Source organism: Enterococcus sp. AMC2644 (genome assembly GCF_058216475.1).
Map to the genome: position 1 here is coordinate 2,517,085 of NZ_CM177095.1, position 15,859 is coordinate 2,532,943.

Genomic DNA, 15,859 nt, shown 5'->3' on the forward strand with positions numbered 1-15,859 from the left:
ACAGAAGAATGCTATAGTTCATTTTGGAGGTGGCAAAGTGGAAGAAGTTGTAATTATTGATGCCTTGAGAACACCGATTGGAAAGTATCGAGGTCAATTTAGCCAAGTTTCGGCTGTTGCATTAGGAACAACCGTTACACAGGCGTTATTAAAAAGAAATCCAGTGCTACAAGAAGAAGTACAACAAGTTATTTTTGGAAATGTTTTGCAAGCGGGAAATGGACAAAATCCTGCTCGTCAAATTGCTTTAAATAGTGGTTTGTCTTATGACATTCCTGCGTCAACAATCAACGAGGTTTGCGGCTCTGGTTTAAAGGCAATTGCTTTAGCAAGACAAGCAATTCAATTAGGCGAGGCGGATGTTGTATTGGCAGGTGGTATTGAAAGTATGAGCCAAGCTCCGTATTTGTCACAATACGACAAACAAACAGATTCTTATAGCCAACCAAAACCGGTAATGATTAAAGACGGCCTGACGGATGCTTTTAGCGGCAAACACATGGGCTTAACAGCCGAAAATGTAGCTGAACAATTTGGCATTACACGTCAGCAACAAGATACATTTGCTTTACACTCACAACAAAAAGCAGCCGAAGCTCAAGCGAAAGGCTATTTTATAGAAGAAATTTTACCAGTAGTAGTTGGCGAGACTGTTTACGAAAAAGATGAAGGAATTCGCCCAGAAACAGCTTTGGAAAAATTAGGAACGCTACGTACTGTATTTAAAGAAGAAGGAACGGTGACTGCTGGAAACGCATCAACTTTAAATGATGGTGCAGCGGGTGTTTTACTTACGTCAAAATCATTTGCAGAAAAACATCAATTACCCTATCTTGCTGTCATTAAAGATGTTACAGAAGTCGGAATCGATCCAAGTATTATGGGGATTTCACCAATTAAAGCGATACGATCACTTATTGAACGCAATAATTTAACCTTAGATGCAATTGATTTGTTTGAGATTAATGAAGCATTTGCAGCATCTTCTATTGTTGTTCAGCAAGAATTAGCAATCCCAGATGCAAAACTCAATATTTGTGGTGGTGGTATTTCTCTAGGTCATCCCATTGGTGCTAGCGGTACACGCATTGTCACTACTGCTGTCCATCAATTGAAACGTATAGCTGGTAAATATGCGATTGCTTCTTTATGTGTGGGCGGAGGTCTTGGATTAGCTATCTTGTTAGAAAGACCAGAAAAATCCAAAAAAAAGTTTTATGAGCTGACTAGAGAAGAACGTTTGGATCAATTAGTTGAAAGATATGTGATTACTACTAATGAAAAACAAGAATTGAGGACTATGGCATTATCGGAAGAAATCGCGGATCATTTGATTGAAAATCAAATTAGTGAAGTATCAACACCGCTGGGAGTAGGATTAAATTTTATCATTAATGATAAAAACTATGTGGTTCCAATGGCAACAGAAGAACCTTCTGTAATTGCAGCATGTAGTAATGGAGCTAAAATTGCAGCTTCTTTAGGTGGGTTTACGAGTAAAATGTCACAAAAGTTACTACGTGGACAAATCGTATTTATGAATGTCCGCAATGCACAAATGATTCGTCAAACAATTGAGAACAATCAAGCATTGTTATTTGAAACAGCTAAAAAAGTGTATCCTTCGATTGTCAATCGCGGTGGCGGACTAAGAGAAATCATTATTCGAGAATTTTCAGATGATGAAAATTTTTTATCAGTCGATTTACTCGTAGACACCCAAGATGCAATGGGCGCCAATATGTTGAATACGATTTTGGAAGGAATAGCGAATGTTTTTCGTGAATGGTTTGATGAAGAAATTTTATTTAGCATTTTGAGCAATTACGCAACAGAAGCAGTGGTTAATGCCTCTTGTGATATTTCTTTTGAGGCATTAGGTAGCAATGGGCGAGAAATTGCTACAAAAATTGCAGCAGCTTCAACTTTTGCGCAGCTTGATTCTTATCGTGCTGCAACCCACAATAAAGGAATTATGAATGGTGTTGAAGCAGTTATTTTAGCAACGGGCAATGACACTCGTGCGGCATCAGCAGCTATTCATGCCTATGCTGCGCGTGATGGACATTATCGTGGTCTGAGTCAATGGACAATGACTGATACACATTTGCATGGGATGCTTCAACTTCCATTAGCTTTGGGAACAGTAGGTGGTGCAACGAAAGTTTTACCTAAAGCACAAATTGCCCTGCGAATATTAGGTACAAATAAGTCTAGAGAATTAGCAGAAGTGATTGCTGCAGTAGGACTAGCTCAAAATCTAGCTGCCTTGCGTGCATTAGTATCAGAAGGGATTCAAAAAGGTCATATGTCATTACAAGCCCGATCTTTAGCATTGAGTATTGGTGCAAAAGGAGAAGACATTCAGAAAGTCGCTGAAGAATTGAAAAAAACAACAATGAATGAGGCTACAGCAAGGATGATTTTAGCATCTTTTAAAAAATAAACTGAAACGATCGACAAATGTTTGGTGAAAATGTCGATCGTTTTTTTGATTTTGACGTTCAGGCATGAATTTCTAACGTTTAGGACAAAAACGGTTCTTGTAAGTTTCCGATGTTATAATAGTAAAATATTGTTGGGCGAGGGGCAGGAGTAAGATGAAACGTAGAAAATCTGAATGTTTATTTCTAGCACTTATTTTATTAATTGCATTTGCATTCTTTTTTATTATAAATAATAACCAGAAATCAGAAACCTCAAAAACTGCTATTGTAAAACCAATTCCCAGTAATGAGGAAACAATCCATACATATGAAATTGTTGAACCTAAAGAAAAAAGTATTTATTTAATTAATATTAATCCTGTCCATCGGAAGATAGAACAAGAAGTGTTTAATACCACTAATTTAACTAGATCAATAGAAAAAAAGTATTATTTAGAATATACATCTGCTGATGGTTATTACTCTGTACGCTTATATGATGCCAAAGAAACTGTTCAAATAGGAACGGAAAAACAAGCTACAGATCGTATGACAGCATTTATTCCCTATGAAAAGATCCATGGTGGCGTAGTGGGGATTGTACTGACAACGACAAATGAAGAAACATTGAGCAAAGTTAAGAAAGATCCTGAAAATGCTGAAAAATATGTAAGTACTAAAGACACTATTCAAAAACAAAAAATAGTCATCAAGTAAAAAAGGTTTGCCTCTAATTAGTGGGCGGTGATTCCTTAAAGTTAGACCTTAGTTGATAGCTAATAGGCTGGTATGATTTTGGTAGTCCACTGGACGCATGCCAGTCATTTTTTTCATTGACTTATAATAAGGACCATCCGTCTCAATTTACCTTTATTAACTTTCATAAGCATAGCGACCCCCAAAAAGTTAGATTTTCTGGGGGTCGCTATGCGTTAGTTTTTGTTATAGTCGATTAATTACTTCATCTACGTTTTTGATTGTTACCGAAATCGTTCCATCGGGATTATTTACGAATTCGATTAAGTCAGGATTGCGATAAACATCTAAAGGCACAATTAATTCAATACCATTGGATAATTTTAGTTTTTGTTTTCCATATTTTTTTTCTGAGATTTCTTTAACTTCTCGTAACATAGGGGCACGATCAACAAAACCTTTTTCTACGACTTCTTCTTGAAATGCCATTTGCGCAGTAATATTATCTTTGAAAACTTTTTCGGCAATTTCTTTTGCATCAATTTGTCCAGTTTCCTCAATCGTATCAAAGACCGCTTCTTTTACATCTGCAATGATATCATAAGAGGGGGCTTCAAATTTTTGTCCTATTTTTTCAGCTACCTTTTTGATGACTTTGACATTCTCTTCTAAAGAAGGGATGGGTTGTGACTCAATTACTTTTGTTGAAAAATAAAATCCTTTGTCTCCAGAAAAAGTATATTTTTTTTCGACTAACTCATAAGCAAATGTTGCTAGATTTAAAGTTAAGCCTTCTTCTGCTTTTTGAGTTTTTCCTCCTAAGATGGCACGGTTAATAATTAATTTGTTTTGAATGCCTGTTTCATCTGCTTCAACGAAATGCGTGTACGCATCGGTGTAATTGACCTTTAGAAAAGCTATATGCATTTCTGTATCCATTTCATATAAAACGATAAAGACATCGGCACTAGGTGCGTCCTCACTTTGATGGTAGATATTATACCAATGGGCAACAAAGTGTTCGCTAAATTGAGTGAAATCTGATTCAGCCAATTTGGCCAATTGTCCAATAGTAGATTCCTCAACTAAAACGCCTGTTTTAGTTTGAGCTGTCGATAATTTTTGAATTTTTTTCGTTAAATAATCACGAATATACTCTGTAGCTAAATCTAATTCAACTTGAGAATAGACAGGATCACCTGCTTCGCGATCAATGATGTGTAAGATGGCACGTTTTAAATAAATATCCATTTGCTTCGCTCCTTCAAAGTCTAGTTTACAAGAAAATAACCTTTCTAGGAAGTAAAAGATGAAAGTTGTCAAAAGAATGCATGCTTGCTACACTAGGTAAAAAGGAGGCAACTTATATGGATATTAAAGAACGGCTGGCCAATCTACCAGTAGGAGTAACGAATGCATTTAGTGACAATTTTATTTTCTTAGTTGATGCAGATAAAGTGCAACATTATCCAGCGCGCGATTGGACGAAAGAAGAGGTTTTGGCCTCGCTAACAGAACGATTAGGTGTTGATTACACACTTGCAGAGTGGCAAGAGACAGTTATTGCAGTAAATAAAACGCAAGATTTATTTGCGATTATTCCTAAATATCAGCAGGTAAAACAATTGAAATAAGTCATTTATTTTTATATAATTCTCATTTTTTACATTTTTTCATGAAAATCTCTGTTCAATTCATCATTTTTTTCATATAATCGAAAAGGTATTGAAAGGGGAACATCATGAAAAAGAAACAATTAGAAAAATTAAAAAAACAATTTCGTCCTTCATTTGAAGTGGCACGTAAAATGCTTTTTGAAAGCTTGGAAAAGAAAACTGTTGAAAAATATAACTTGACAACAAAAGTGTATATTAAACCTGAAAGTAAACAGGAGATGGCAATTGAGCTTATTGATGGAAATACAGTAGAAAAAAATTATGTCATTACTGTACCTTTAGACGAAAACTTTAATGTTGCTGTGAAACGCGTTCAAAGTCAAGAAAAAGGATTTTTGGATCGTTTTAGTAGTAATTTAGCGGATGAAGTAGCTAGCTATTGGACAACTGCGGCACCTTCTGCTGATGAAGTTATAGAAACAAATGAAACAGAAGTAAAAGAATCAACAGTAGGATTAACTTTTGTTGAATTTAAAGAACAAATGCAAGCTTTTCCCAAATTTGATGTTGAACAAACAGAAGAAGAGATTTGTGTCATCGAAAAAACAGCCAAAGCAGATCGCTTGCTAGCAAGTATTTCAGCTATTAAAGAAAATGAGTTTATGATTGAATCTGCATTAGAACGTAAATACAAACTAAAATTAGATGTAATTCCAGTCATTGAGTCGTTTGCTCAAACACCGATTGAGAATCGATAGTAAAAATAAATGGTGACATCAGCAACAAGAAAATAAAATAGCCGAACTATGTGGAGTAGAACGTGCGAATTCTAGTGAATTCGCAACGAGAACCTGTTGCGACAGGCATGCTCTGACATAGTTCGGCTATTTTTTGTTTTATAAGAACGTTAGTTACTCCTCTTCGATTGGTTTATTATCTAAGATGAGTAGGGCAATCATTACATAAGCAATCCAACTATCTCGAGAATATAGTGTATAACGAGAAATCCATTGACTAGCATATTTTTCTTTATAATCACGTAATCCCTGGAAAGAGTAGAAATGACTGCCAAAAGAGTAGACAAGCGAAGCAAGCCGTTCTTGTAGGAAGCTTTTCCGTGATTGTCCTACATTGGCTAGCGGTGCCATACCTAAATCGAAATATTGAATACCAGTGTTTTTCATATAATCAAATAAATGAATGAAGAGAAAATCCATGCTACCAGAAGGAGCTTTTGTTGGATGGTGGCGCATCAAATCAATTGTGCCAATCTCATTGGTGTAGCTAGGAATAATATTGGCAAAAGAGACGATTTCATGTTCTGAATTTTTGACTACAGCAATAGGATTTCTTTGCAAATACGTTTCTGAGAAAAAGCCTAATGAAAACCCTCGCTCTTTCCGACCTTCTAACCATTCTTCAGAGATAGCTTGTAAGGTTGCCATCGTTTCTTCTGAGAAAGGAGGCTGTAAAACATCAAAGTAATAGCCTTCTTTCTTAATCTTATTTAATACCGCTCGTGTCCCACGCATCTTTTTACCTGAGGTGGTAAATGTGTCTAAATCAACTAATGCTTCTTCTCCCATTTTAATAAAATCATAGCCAAAATCATGTAAAATCATAACCATTTCTTCCCGTGATTCGTAAAAAACAGGGAGGTAACACCAATGGTCAGCTTCTTGAATAAATGCGTCTACTGCATCTGCAAAATCTTCACGTTTCCCAGAAGGATCGCCCATGACGACGCATTTATTATTAATGGTACTGAATTGCAAAAAAACAGTTGGTTCGTCGTTATTTTTATAAATAAAGACTGATTTATCTTCTAAAAAGACTAACTCACTATCGCTATTCCCACCGTATGTTTCAAGAATCGTTTGAACATCGGCGTGTTGGATGTCATCACCAATTTTTTTCTTAGATCCTTGTAAATAGCGAACCATCAATAACATACATGCTGCGACGACGCTAATAACGACAAAACCAGAAAGCCAAATTTTTTCAGAAGGTAATAAGAAAAAGCTCATAAAATGGTGAGGTCGATGAGGGATTTCAGGTAACTGAAAGACACCGATAATTAAATATAAAATCGTTAATGCTCCAAAAACAAGACCATCAATTGTTAACCATTCCCAAGAGTAAACTAATTGTTCTCGTGTTAATTCTGATTTTGAGACAATCACGATTAATAATAAACAAATAAGATAAAAAATTGTAATAAAACTAAAATCAATCATAAATGAATACAGTATAGCTGCGCCAATCAATAGAATTGTTGGCCAATAGGCACGTTTAACTTGAGCAGCAACGCCACGTCCCATAATTAAAAGCGTGAATCCAATCAAAATACTTGGGAATTGGACGACAATATGAAAGCGAAAAGGATTTAAATGGCTTAACCACGGAAAGTCAGTGAATGCTTGAGGGACCGTTGCTAAAAGGACCATCATAATGCCAGAAAAATAAAGTAAGCCAGATTCTACTTTATGGAAAATTTCTAATGTTAATTGCTTTGGAATGCCTTCATATTTGTCATCAAAATTTTTGAAAATATGTTTGAAGAAGAAAATCATTCCAATCCCGACTGGAATCCCATAATAACAAACACGGAATAATAAGAGCCATAAGACAACTACTTCACGCTCAATCCCTAATGCAGAAAGTCCTAAAATCATCATTACATCAAAACTGCCTAATGCCCCAGGTATCATGGACACAATTCCGATAACAATTGCAGAAATAAATAAGGGTAAGACTTCCCAAATTGAAAAAGAAACGTCTAATAAATAACCGATACTTAAAAAACTAACAATTACGCCAGTCCATTCTAAAAAAGAGGTGGCTAGTAATGCTAGGCGAAATTTTCGTTTGAGACCTCCAAGCAAACCTTCTTTTTTTAAACTAGTAACGAAATAGACGATAGGGAAATATAAACTTCCACCGACCAGCCAAGGCCAATATTGTTTAAGATATTCATTTGTATGGAAAAAATGAATGGCAGCAAACGAAATGAAGCTATAAATTGAAAGTCCTGATAAGACAAATAACAAAATTTTAGTTAAGGCACTAAAAATTTCTTTGTTAGCTTTTTTTCCATAGAATTCAGAACGCAATCCCATACTGACTAAGCCACCAAAACCAGCAATGTTATTGATCGTGTTAATTACCCAACTAGTTTCTAGAATATAGCTAGGTTTGTAATCTAATTGGAGCATCCTTTTCAAGGTGAAATCATATCCAGACATTGGTAAAATGGCAACTAGACTAATTATAACCATTGCACCAATTCGCCAAAAAGATGTTTCTTTGAATAATGTGGTTAATTGTTCAAATGAGATCGTTTTGGCAATGGATAGTAGTTCTGCGCTGACAATAATTGATAAAATTGCAATAAATAAAGTTTTTAATAAGGTCTTATGTTGAACGACCCATTGACTAATTTTTTTCAACTTTTTCCCCTCCTAAAAATGAAAGAACTTCTTGATTGAAATTATTGGCGTCTTTCCTTGCCAATGTGTGACCTTGCTTAGGCACTAATACGAATTTAGCTTGTGGGAGATGATTGACAATCATTAGTGTATGTTTCAATTTAATGTCATCGTGTTTACCTACAATTACTAAGGTTGGAGCAGTAATTTTTGCTAAATCGTTCTGACTTAAGCCGATATCATGGATCATTAAACCAATAATCGGTCGTTTTTCACGAGCACGTTCAAAGAAAAAGGCTAGTAGCCAATAAGCAAAATACTGTAAATAAGTTAGAACAATCCAATAATTTTTTAAACCCCTTACTTGGGTGTTGCCTGCATTTAAAACCATTCGATTTACTTTTTCAGGATAAGCATGTGCGAAAACCATCGCAATATTAGCCCCATCACTAAAACCTAAAATATTCGCACGAGTGATATGTTCATGTTCCATAATGGCATTTAGATCATCCGCCATTTGCTGAAAAGAAATTTTTCTGGCAGTGTTAGTTGAATGTCCTTGACCACGACTATCTAAGACAAAAACTTGGAATTCTTTCATAAAACTTTGAATCTGGTAATGGAAGTAAGTTCCATCGTTGTTGTTACCGTGTAGTAAAAAAAGTGGGAAACCTTGCCCATAAATTTCATAGAAGAGGAGACTACCATCCGCTACCTCTAAATATCGTTTTTTACTTTCCATGTTAATCACCTGTTTTCTTTTCCACTTAGAGTAAAGTATAGCGATTTTTCGATTTTTTTGATACTGAAAACCTGCGAACAATTCTGTAAGCTAATGAAAGGTTGTGTTTTTTTTAAGTTTTGTAAATTTATTTAGTCGAGATGGACATCTTTGCTGAGTCATAGTAGTCTGAAATCTGATATTAAAAAGTTTGGATGATTAGTATGAAATTAAAAAAGAAATCTTGGATTCGTTATTTATTTCAAATAGTGTTAGTCTTGCTATTAGTAGTAGGGAGTTATTTGGCCTATCGTAATTATCGGATTTTAAAACAAGTTCATCAATATGACGCACAGGTACAAGAAGCAGTTACTGCTCAAGGTATTCCTGAATATAAAGATTTAGTCTTAAGCATTATTTTTACTGAAACAAAAGGTATGGGGGATGACCCGATGCAAAGTTCTGAAAGTGCACATGGGCAACCGAATCAAATTGCTGAGACAGACCAAAGTATTAAACAAGGAGTGCGTTATTTATCTGAAGCAATTGAGAAGTCTAAAGAAGCAAATACCGATTTATGGACAGCTGTTCAAGCGTATAATTTTGGTTTAGAGTATATTGATTATGTTGCAGATAATGGAGGCAAAAATACACTTAAATTAGCGGAAGATTATTCACGGGATATTTTATCGCCGTTGTTAGGAAATGCCGATCAGACAACGTATCGTTATCTTGGTATACATTCTTTTATTTACAATGGTGGTTATTTATATCATAATGGAGGCAACCTGTTTTATGCAGAACTAATTAAATTAAACGAACAGAAAATTAAATGGACCAATTTTTTGTTTGAATAAAAACAGATGTAGGAGAGTATATCATTTATGGAAAACAAAAGTCACAACACAAAAAGCGGTGGAGCAGACTGGATTTTGCGCTTTGTGAAGGGAATGTTCATTGGCTCAGGATTCATTTTACCAGGAGTTAGCGGAGGTGCATTAGCAGCTATCTTCGGAATTTATGAACGAATCATTTCATTTTTGGCCCATATTACAAAAAACTTCAAAGAAAATGTCTTATATTTTATTCCAGTTGGCTTAGGTGGGATTACTGGCGTTTTCTTATTATCTTTTGCTGTAAGCTTTTTACTAGGTACGTACGAAACAATTATTTTATGGTTTTTCGTTGGCTGTATCATTGGTACGGTTCCTGCTCTTTGGAAAGAAGCTGGAAAAAAAGGACGTTCAAACCGCGATGTTATCATTATGATTGTTAGTTTCATTGCTGGTTTCCTTTTCTTATGGCAAGGATCAAGTCTTTTTTCTGAAGTGCCCCAAAATTTTGGTACCTGGATTATTGCAGGTGGCTTAATTGGTCTTGGGATGATTGTTCCAGGACTAAGTCCGTCTAATTTTTTAGTCTACATGGGGATGTATAAAGCAATGTCTGACGGTATTAAAAATGTTGACTTAGGTGTAATTGTTCCGATTGCTATTGGTGGTTTAGTAACAGTGTTAGGTTTATCTCGTGTTATGGACTATATTTTTAGTAAGGCCTATGCACAATTATTTCATTTTATTCTAGGTGTTGTTTTTGCTTCTACAGTAATGATTATTCCAATAAATTATGTTGGCTTTACTGCGATGAACTTCGTCATGTGTGGTGTTTTATGTCTAGCTGGTATTGCACTAGGCGCATGGATGAGCCGCTTAGAAGAACAGTATAAATAATAAAGACAGGAAATGCTTTTTTGGTATTTCCTGTTTTTTTATATCTAGAAATAATTGACTTTTACAGACTATCCGATTGATGTTTGGATAGTGGTTCTACCAATGAGTTTTATTTTTTACAATAAAAACAAATAACTTGAAAAGAAATGAGAATGTGATAGAATGAATGATGTGAAAAACTGTCTATTTTAGAATCGCGCTGATTTCGATTAGTGCGATTTTTTACCGATAGATAAGCTCATCTTACAGTAAATACAGGGGGTGAGTGTCAGTGGCAAAAATTCCACAACACGTGATTGATGATGTCCGTAGTCGAACGAATATCGTTGAAGTAATTGGTCAATACGTTCAGTTAAAAAAGTCTGGCAGTAAAAATTACACTGGTTTATGTCCGTTTCATAATGAAAAAACACCGTCATTTTCAGTTGCTGAAGATAAGCAGTTTTATTATTGTTTTGGTTGTGGTCGTGGCGGAAATGTCTTTAGTTTTATTCAAGAGCTAGAGGGGACTTCTTTTAGCGAAGCAGTGGTTAAAGTTGCGGAGATTGAAAATATCCCTATTGCTGAGAATTACCGACAAGCACCACAAATTAATCCAGAATCATCAAAAACACAACAACTGATTAAATTGCATGAAAAAGCTAGTGAGGTCTACCATCATATGCTGATTCATACGACAGCTGGTCAAGAAGCATTGGACTATTTGTTGCAACGAGGCTTGACAGAAGAACTGATTGAAGAATTTCAAATTGGATTTGCTCCAAATCAACGAGAGTTTTTAGAACGGGTTTTTCAAAATGAATCTTTAGATACTAAATATTTTGTTGAATCAGGATTATTTGTTGAAAGAGATGTTGGGTTAGCCGATCGTTTTTATCAGCGAATTATGTTTCCTATTCGTAACTTTCAAGGGAAAATCATTGGGTTTTCAGGGCGATGGTTACAAACAGAAGCTTTTCCAGGTGAGGATCAACCAAAATATTTAAATAGTCCAGAAACAAGCTTATTTAATAAACGTGAAGTATTATTTAACTTTGACAAAGCACGTAGCACAATTCGTAAAGAAGGTTCTGTCTTTTTATTTGAAGGATTTATGGATGTTTTAGCTGCTTGGCAATCAGGCATTCAAAATGGAATCGCATCAATGGGGACTAGTTTAACGAATCAACAAATTGCTGCAATTGAGCGAGTTTCCAAAGAATTGATTCTTTGCTATGATGGCGATAAAGCAGGAATTGAAGCGACTAATCGTGGAATTGAACTCTTACAAGAACATAGTCATCTTAACTTAACTATTGTGAGTGTTCCCGAACGTTTAGATCCAGATGATTATGTCCGGAAATATGGAAGTGAAGCTTTTCGTGAGTTAGCTTACCATGGTCGTGAAACGGTTTTTTCATTTAAAATGAACTATCGTAAAATGCATCGTAATCTCGCAAATGAAAAAGAACAATTAGAATACGTGCAAGAACTTTTACAAGATTTGTTACAAGTGGATTCATTGCTTGAACAAGATCGGTATTTAACACAATTATCAACTGAATTTCAAATTAGTCGGGAAACTTTGCAACAGCAATTACGTCAACTTAAACAAGCGCGTCGGAATGAAGCAAGAGTACCTACTCATATTGAACCAGAACAGATTCCACTTCCACCACCAAGTGTGGTTCGTAAAACCCAATTGGAAAAGGCGGAAGAACTTCTTTTGTATCGATTATTCAATGAAGAATCATTGAATCGTCGTTTCAAAAGTCTACAGTTAACATTTGCTCATGAAAAATATCAAGAACTATATGTCCTTTTTGACGCTTATGTTGAAATGGAAGGAGAGTTTATTGTTTCCAAATTCCTTGATTTTCTAAAAGATGAGCAAATGAAACATTTAGTCATTACAATTGCCAGGCTCAATGTTCCTGAAGAAAGTACGGAACAAGAGTTTCAAGATCTTGTACGCATTATCCAAACGTCTAGCATTGTTGAAGAAATAAATAAAAAAAGAATTCAGCAACAAGAAGCTAGTCAAAAAGGTAATCAACAGTTGGAACTTGAACTGGCAGTTGAAATAATAAATCTTACTAAGCAATTGAAACAAGCCAAATAGCACATTGAAGGGGGACTTCTTTCATGGCAGAAGAAACAAACAAAACATATGAAAAAGCAGTGGCCGAATTTATCCGCACAAACAAACCTAAAGGACAAGTTATCTATGATGAGCTGTCTAATCAACTAGCAACACCGTACTCATTAGATGCGGACGGAATGGATAAATTAATCCAAAAAGTTGAAGATGCTGGAATTAGTGTCGTTGATGAAAATGGAGAACCATCTGTTCACAGTCTAAAAACAACTGAGAAAAAAGCACCAGAGCAAGCCCAAGAAGATTTATCTGCGCCAACAGGTGTAAAAATTAATGATCCAGTGCGCATGTATTTAAAAGAAATCGGGCGTGTGCCATTATTGACTGCTGAAGAAGAAGTTGAATTAGCCCTAAAAATCGAAGAAGGCGATCAAGAAGCAAAACAACGCCTAGCAGAAGCAAACTTACGTTTAGTAGTAAGTATTGCCAAACGTTATGTCGGACGTGGAATGCAATTTCTTGATTTAATTCAAGAAGGAAATATGGGATTGATGAAAGCAGTTGAAAAATTTGATTACCGTAAAGGCTTCAAATTCTCTACCTATGCTACATGGTGGATTCGTCAAGCAATTACACGTGCTATTGCTGACCAAGCGCGAACAATTCGTATTCCGGTTCATATGGTTGAAACCATTAATAAATTAATTCGTATCCAACGTCAATTATTACAAGACTTAGGCAGAGAACCAACGCCAGAAGAAATTGGTGCTGAAATGGACTTGCCAACTGAAAAAGTTCGTGAGATTCTAAAAATTGCTCAAGAACCAGTCTCCTTAGAAACGCCAATAGGTGAAGAAGATGATTCACACTTAGGAGATTTTATTGAAGATCAAGAAGCAACAAGCCCAGCTGAGCATGCGGCTTATGAATTATTGAAAGAACAATTAGAAGACGTGTTAGATACTTTAACAGACCGTGAAGAAAATGTTTTGCGTTTACGTTTTGGAATCGATGATGGTCGTACACGTACATTGGAAGAAGTTGGGAAAGTATTTGGGGTAACAAGAGAACGTATTCGCCAAATCGAGGCCAAAGCTTTACGAAAATTACGCCACCCATCTCGTTCAAAACAGTTGAAAGACTTTTTAGAATAAACTCACATATAAAGACTTTTAAAAGCTCCTTAGACTTTTAAAAGTCTTTTTGTTAAAAAAATGGACAATTTTATAAAAAGAAGTATGAATTTTATGCTTTTTAGGAAATTTCAATATGAACTTAACAAAAACGTAATGTGAAGGGTATTGGCTAACTTTTCAATATATGGTAGATTATTTTTGAGAAAGTAAAAGGAGCAAAGATAGATTGATGAATAAATGTCCACATTGCGAATTTGAATTAATTGCTGATCAGAAGTTTTGCCCCAATTGCGGAGCTAAATTAATTGATGATATCGCAATAAAACCAGAAAATGATAATATTAAATGGTCAGAATATCAAGACGTACCTATTGAATCCGTTATTGAACATTTTTCTGAACTACATGCCGAAAATGATGAGGCAGAAGCGGATGAATTTGCAGATAATCCAATTTTAGCTGAATATATCCGTAAACATAAAGACGGTTATGCAGATGCAGTTCAAGAAGAACCAGAAATATCAGAAGACCCCGTTGCAGAAACTTCGGAAACAACAAATCCGATTGAAAAAGAACCAGAACAATCAGAAACGCCCGTTGTCCCAGTGACTAATGAGGATCCTGCAAAATCGGAAGTAGCAGAAGAGTCAGTCGAAGTAAAGGATGCCTCTGAAGAAGAGGAAGCTGAAGAACCAGTGGTAGCTCCGATTCCTGAACCAATCAAGGCATCTGAAAAAGAAGTGAAATTAGAAACTAAAACTGAAAAACAACCAACGCCACCTAAAAAATCTAAGAAAAAATATTGGTTAACTGCTGCAGCATTAGTGGTTGTTGCAGGTGGTGCTTGGATGTACTACGACAATCAGCAAAAAGCACAAGCAGAAGCGGATCGTCAAGAACAATTGCGTGTTGAAACTGCAATTGCTCGGATCGAAAGTGAGTTAGGAAACTTTTATTTAGATCCAGAAGAGCAATTTATTGTTCCTGGTAAAACAGCAGCAGATGTTGAGAAACTAATGAAAGAATTAGAATCCTATTCTTCTGAACCAAAATATGAAGAACTGCGAGATAAAGGTCAAAAAATCCAAGTTAAAATTGCTGTTTTAGATCAAATTAATAGCCACTTTTCTGAGCCAATTGTGGTTGGTGATGAATTGAAAGAAAACGTTCATGTAAAAGATGGCGATGCAGTAGATATGGCATTATTGACTGAGAATACACCTTTTGCTAAATTAATTAATCAAGCCATCAAACAAGGAAAAGAAGAGTTCAAAGAATTAGAGGCAACCGGCACAGCTGTTGAATCCTTAGCATCAAGTTATAAAGACGGACAATTAAATGAGTCTGTTACGCGTAAAAACTATGAAAGCACAAAAGAAAAAGTTGACAAACTATTTGAAGGTGAAGAGAAAAAAGCTTTTCTAGCGCAATTAGCACCGATTGAAAAAGCTTTAGATAAACGTGAAGCAGAAGCCCAAAAAATAGCTGAACAACAAGCTCAAGAAGCGGCAGCAGCCCAAAAAGAAGCTGAATTAAGTCAACAAGCTGAACAATCGCAAGCTGATTCTGAAGCATCTGCGCAAGTGCAAACACCTGCAATGCCGCAATATAATGAAGGAATAGAAATTTTAGGTCCTAATACGCCAAAAAATAGTGATAATTCACCAATTATCTCTTCACGTCAAAGTGATATTGATGATGCAAACAATCCAGCATGGAATTGGGCGCCAGGTATCTATGATAAAGTAATTAATGAATCAATTAAACGTGGTTATATTGTTGAAGGCGGGTTCTATGTTGAGCGTGTTCGAATTGAGAATGGTGAAGGATATTATAATTTATATGCAACATCAAATAAATCATCATTGCTAACAGGAATCCAAGAATCAGATTTACCAATGTATTTATTTACTATTAACGCAAAAACAGGTTTCTTCCGAGGAAATGGAAGCAATTAAAAAAAGAAGCGAGCAACTCTTGTCTCCCCCCTTTATTTTCGATATGATAGAAACTATCAATCGAAAAAAGGG

General features: G+C 35.5%; 12 protein-coding genes. 9 read left to right on the forward strand and 3 right to left on the reverse strand.

Going from position 1 to position 15,859, the window contains the following annotated elements:
* Positions 1–37 precede the first annotated feature (37 nt).
* Both AC4BC5_RS12290 and AC4BC5_RS12295 read left to right on the forward strand, forming a co-directional pair.
* Complete coding sequence (locus tag AC4BC5_RS12290) at positions 38–2,446, forward strand: hydroxymethylglutaryl-CoA reductase, degradative (protein ID WP_490495653.1); 2,409 nt, start codon at positions 38–40, stop codon at positions 2,444–2,446.
* Between the two features lie 154 nt (positions 2,447–2,600).
* On the forward strand, positions 2,601–3,143 hold the full coding sequence (locus AC4BC5_RS12295) for a hypothetical protein (protein ID WP_490495654.1): 543 nt from the start codon (positions 2,601–2,603) through the stop codon (positions 3,141–3,143).
* Positions 3,144–3,368: 225 nt separating this feature from the next.
* Here AC4BC5_RS12295 and AC4BC5_RS12300 read toward each other — a convergent pair whose 3' ends face one another.
* The gene (locus tag AC4BC5_RS12300) at positions 3,369–4,373 is read right to left on the reverse strand and encodes a nucleoid-associated protein (RefSeq protein ID WP_490495655.1); all 1,005 of its coding nucleotides are present in this window, start codon (positions 4,371–4,373) and stop codon (positions 3,369–3,371) included.
* Positions 4,374–4,489: 116 nt separating this feature from the next.
* Here AC4BC5_RS12300 and AC4BC5_RS12305 point away from each other — a divergent pair, with 116 nt between their 5' ends.
* Both AC4BC5_RS12305 and AC4BC5_RS12310 read left to right on the forward strand, forming a co-directional pair.
* Positions 4,490–4,756 carry a hypothetical protein gene (locus AC4BC5_RS12305; protein WP_490495656.1) on the forward strand — a complete coding sequence of 89 codons (267 nt, stop codon included), beginning with the start codon at positions 4,490–4,492 and terminating at the stop codon, positions 4,754–4,756.
* A 107-nt stretch (positions 4,757–4,863) separates the two neighbouring features.
* Positions 4,864–5,496, forward strand: coding sequence for a hypothetical protein (locus AC4BC5_RS12310; RefSeq protein ID WP_490495657.1), 633 nt, complete (start codon positions 4,864–4,866; stop codon positions 5,494–5,496).
* A gap of 153 nt (positions 5,497–5,649) precedes the next feature.
* On the opposite strand, the gene mprF is transcribed toward AC4BC5_RS12310, so the two are convergent.
* On the reverse strand, positions 5,650–8,187 hold the full coding sequence (gene mprF, locus AC4BC5_RS12315) for a bifunctional lysylphosphatidylglycerol flippase/synthetase MprF (RefSeq protein ID WP_490495658.1): 2,538 nt from the start codon (positions 8,185–8,187) through the stop codon (positions 5,650–5,652).
* Positions 8,174–8,908 (reverse strand): alpha/beta fold hydrolase, encoded by a 735-nt coding sequence (locus tag AC4BC5_RS12320; RefSeq protein ID WP_490495659.1) that lies wholly within the window; start codon positions 8,906–8,908, stop codon positions 8,174–8,176. The genes mprF and AC4BC5_RS12320 overlap by 14 nt, the downstream gene beginning before the upstream one ends.
* Positions 8,909–9,111: 203 nt before the next feature.
* On the opposite strand from AC4BC5_RS12320, the gene AC4BC5_RS12325 reads away from it, so the two are divergent.
* The 5 genes from AC4BC5_RS12325 (at position 9,112) to AC4BC5_RS12345 (ending at position 15,787) form a co-directional block, all read left to right on the forward strand.
* Positions 9,112–9,744, forward strand: a complete 633-nt coding sequence (locus tag AC4BC5_RS12325; protein WP_490495660.1) for a lysozyme family protein — start codon at positions 9,112–9,114, stop codon at positions 9,742–9,744.
* 27 nt (positions 9,745–9,771) lie between these two features.
* Positions 9,772–10,617, forward strand: coding sequence for a DUF368 domain-containing protein (locus tag AC4BC5_RS12330; RefSeq protein ID WP_490495661.1), 846 nt, complete (start codon positions 9,772–9,774; stop codon positions 10,615–10,617).
* A 271-nt stretch (positions 10,618–10,888) separates the two neighbouring features.
* Positions 10,889–12,718, forward strand: coding sequence for a DNA primase (gene dnaG, locus AC4BC5_RS12335; protein WP_490495662.1), 1,830 nt, complete (start codon positions 10,889–10,891; stop codon positions 12,716–12,718).
* Between the two features lie 23 nt (positions 12,719–12,741).
* Positions 12,742–13,848 carry an RNA polymerase sigma factor RpoD gene (rpoD, locus tag AC4BC5_RS12340; protein WP_490495663.1) on the forward strand — a complete coding sequence of 369 codons (1,107 nt, stop codon included), beginning with the start codon at positions 12,742–12,744 and terminating at the stop codon, positions 13,846–13,848.
* A gap of 211 nt (positions 13,849–14,059) precedes the next feature.
* The gene (locus AC4BC5_RS12345) at positions 14,060–15,787 is read left to right on the forward strand and encodes a cell division site-positioning protein MapZ family protein (RefSeq protein ID WP_490495664.1); all 1,728 of its coding nucleotides are present in this window, start codon (positions 14,060–14,062) and stop codon (positions 15,785–15,787) included.
* Positions 15,788–15,859: the final 72 nt, after the last annotated feature.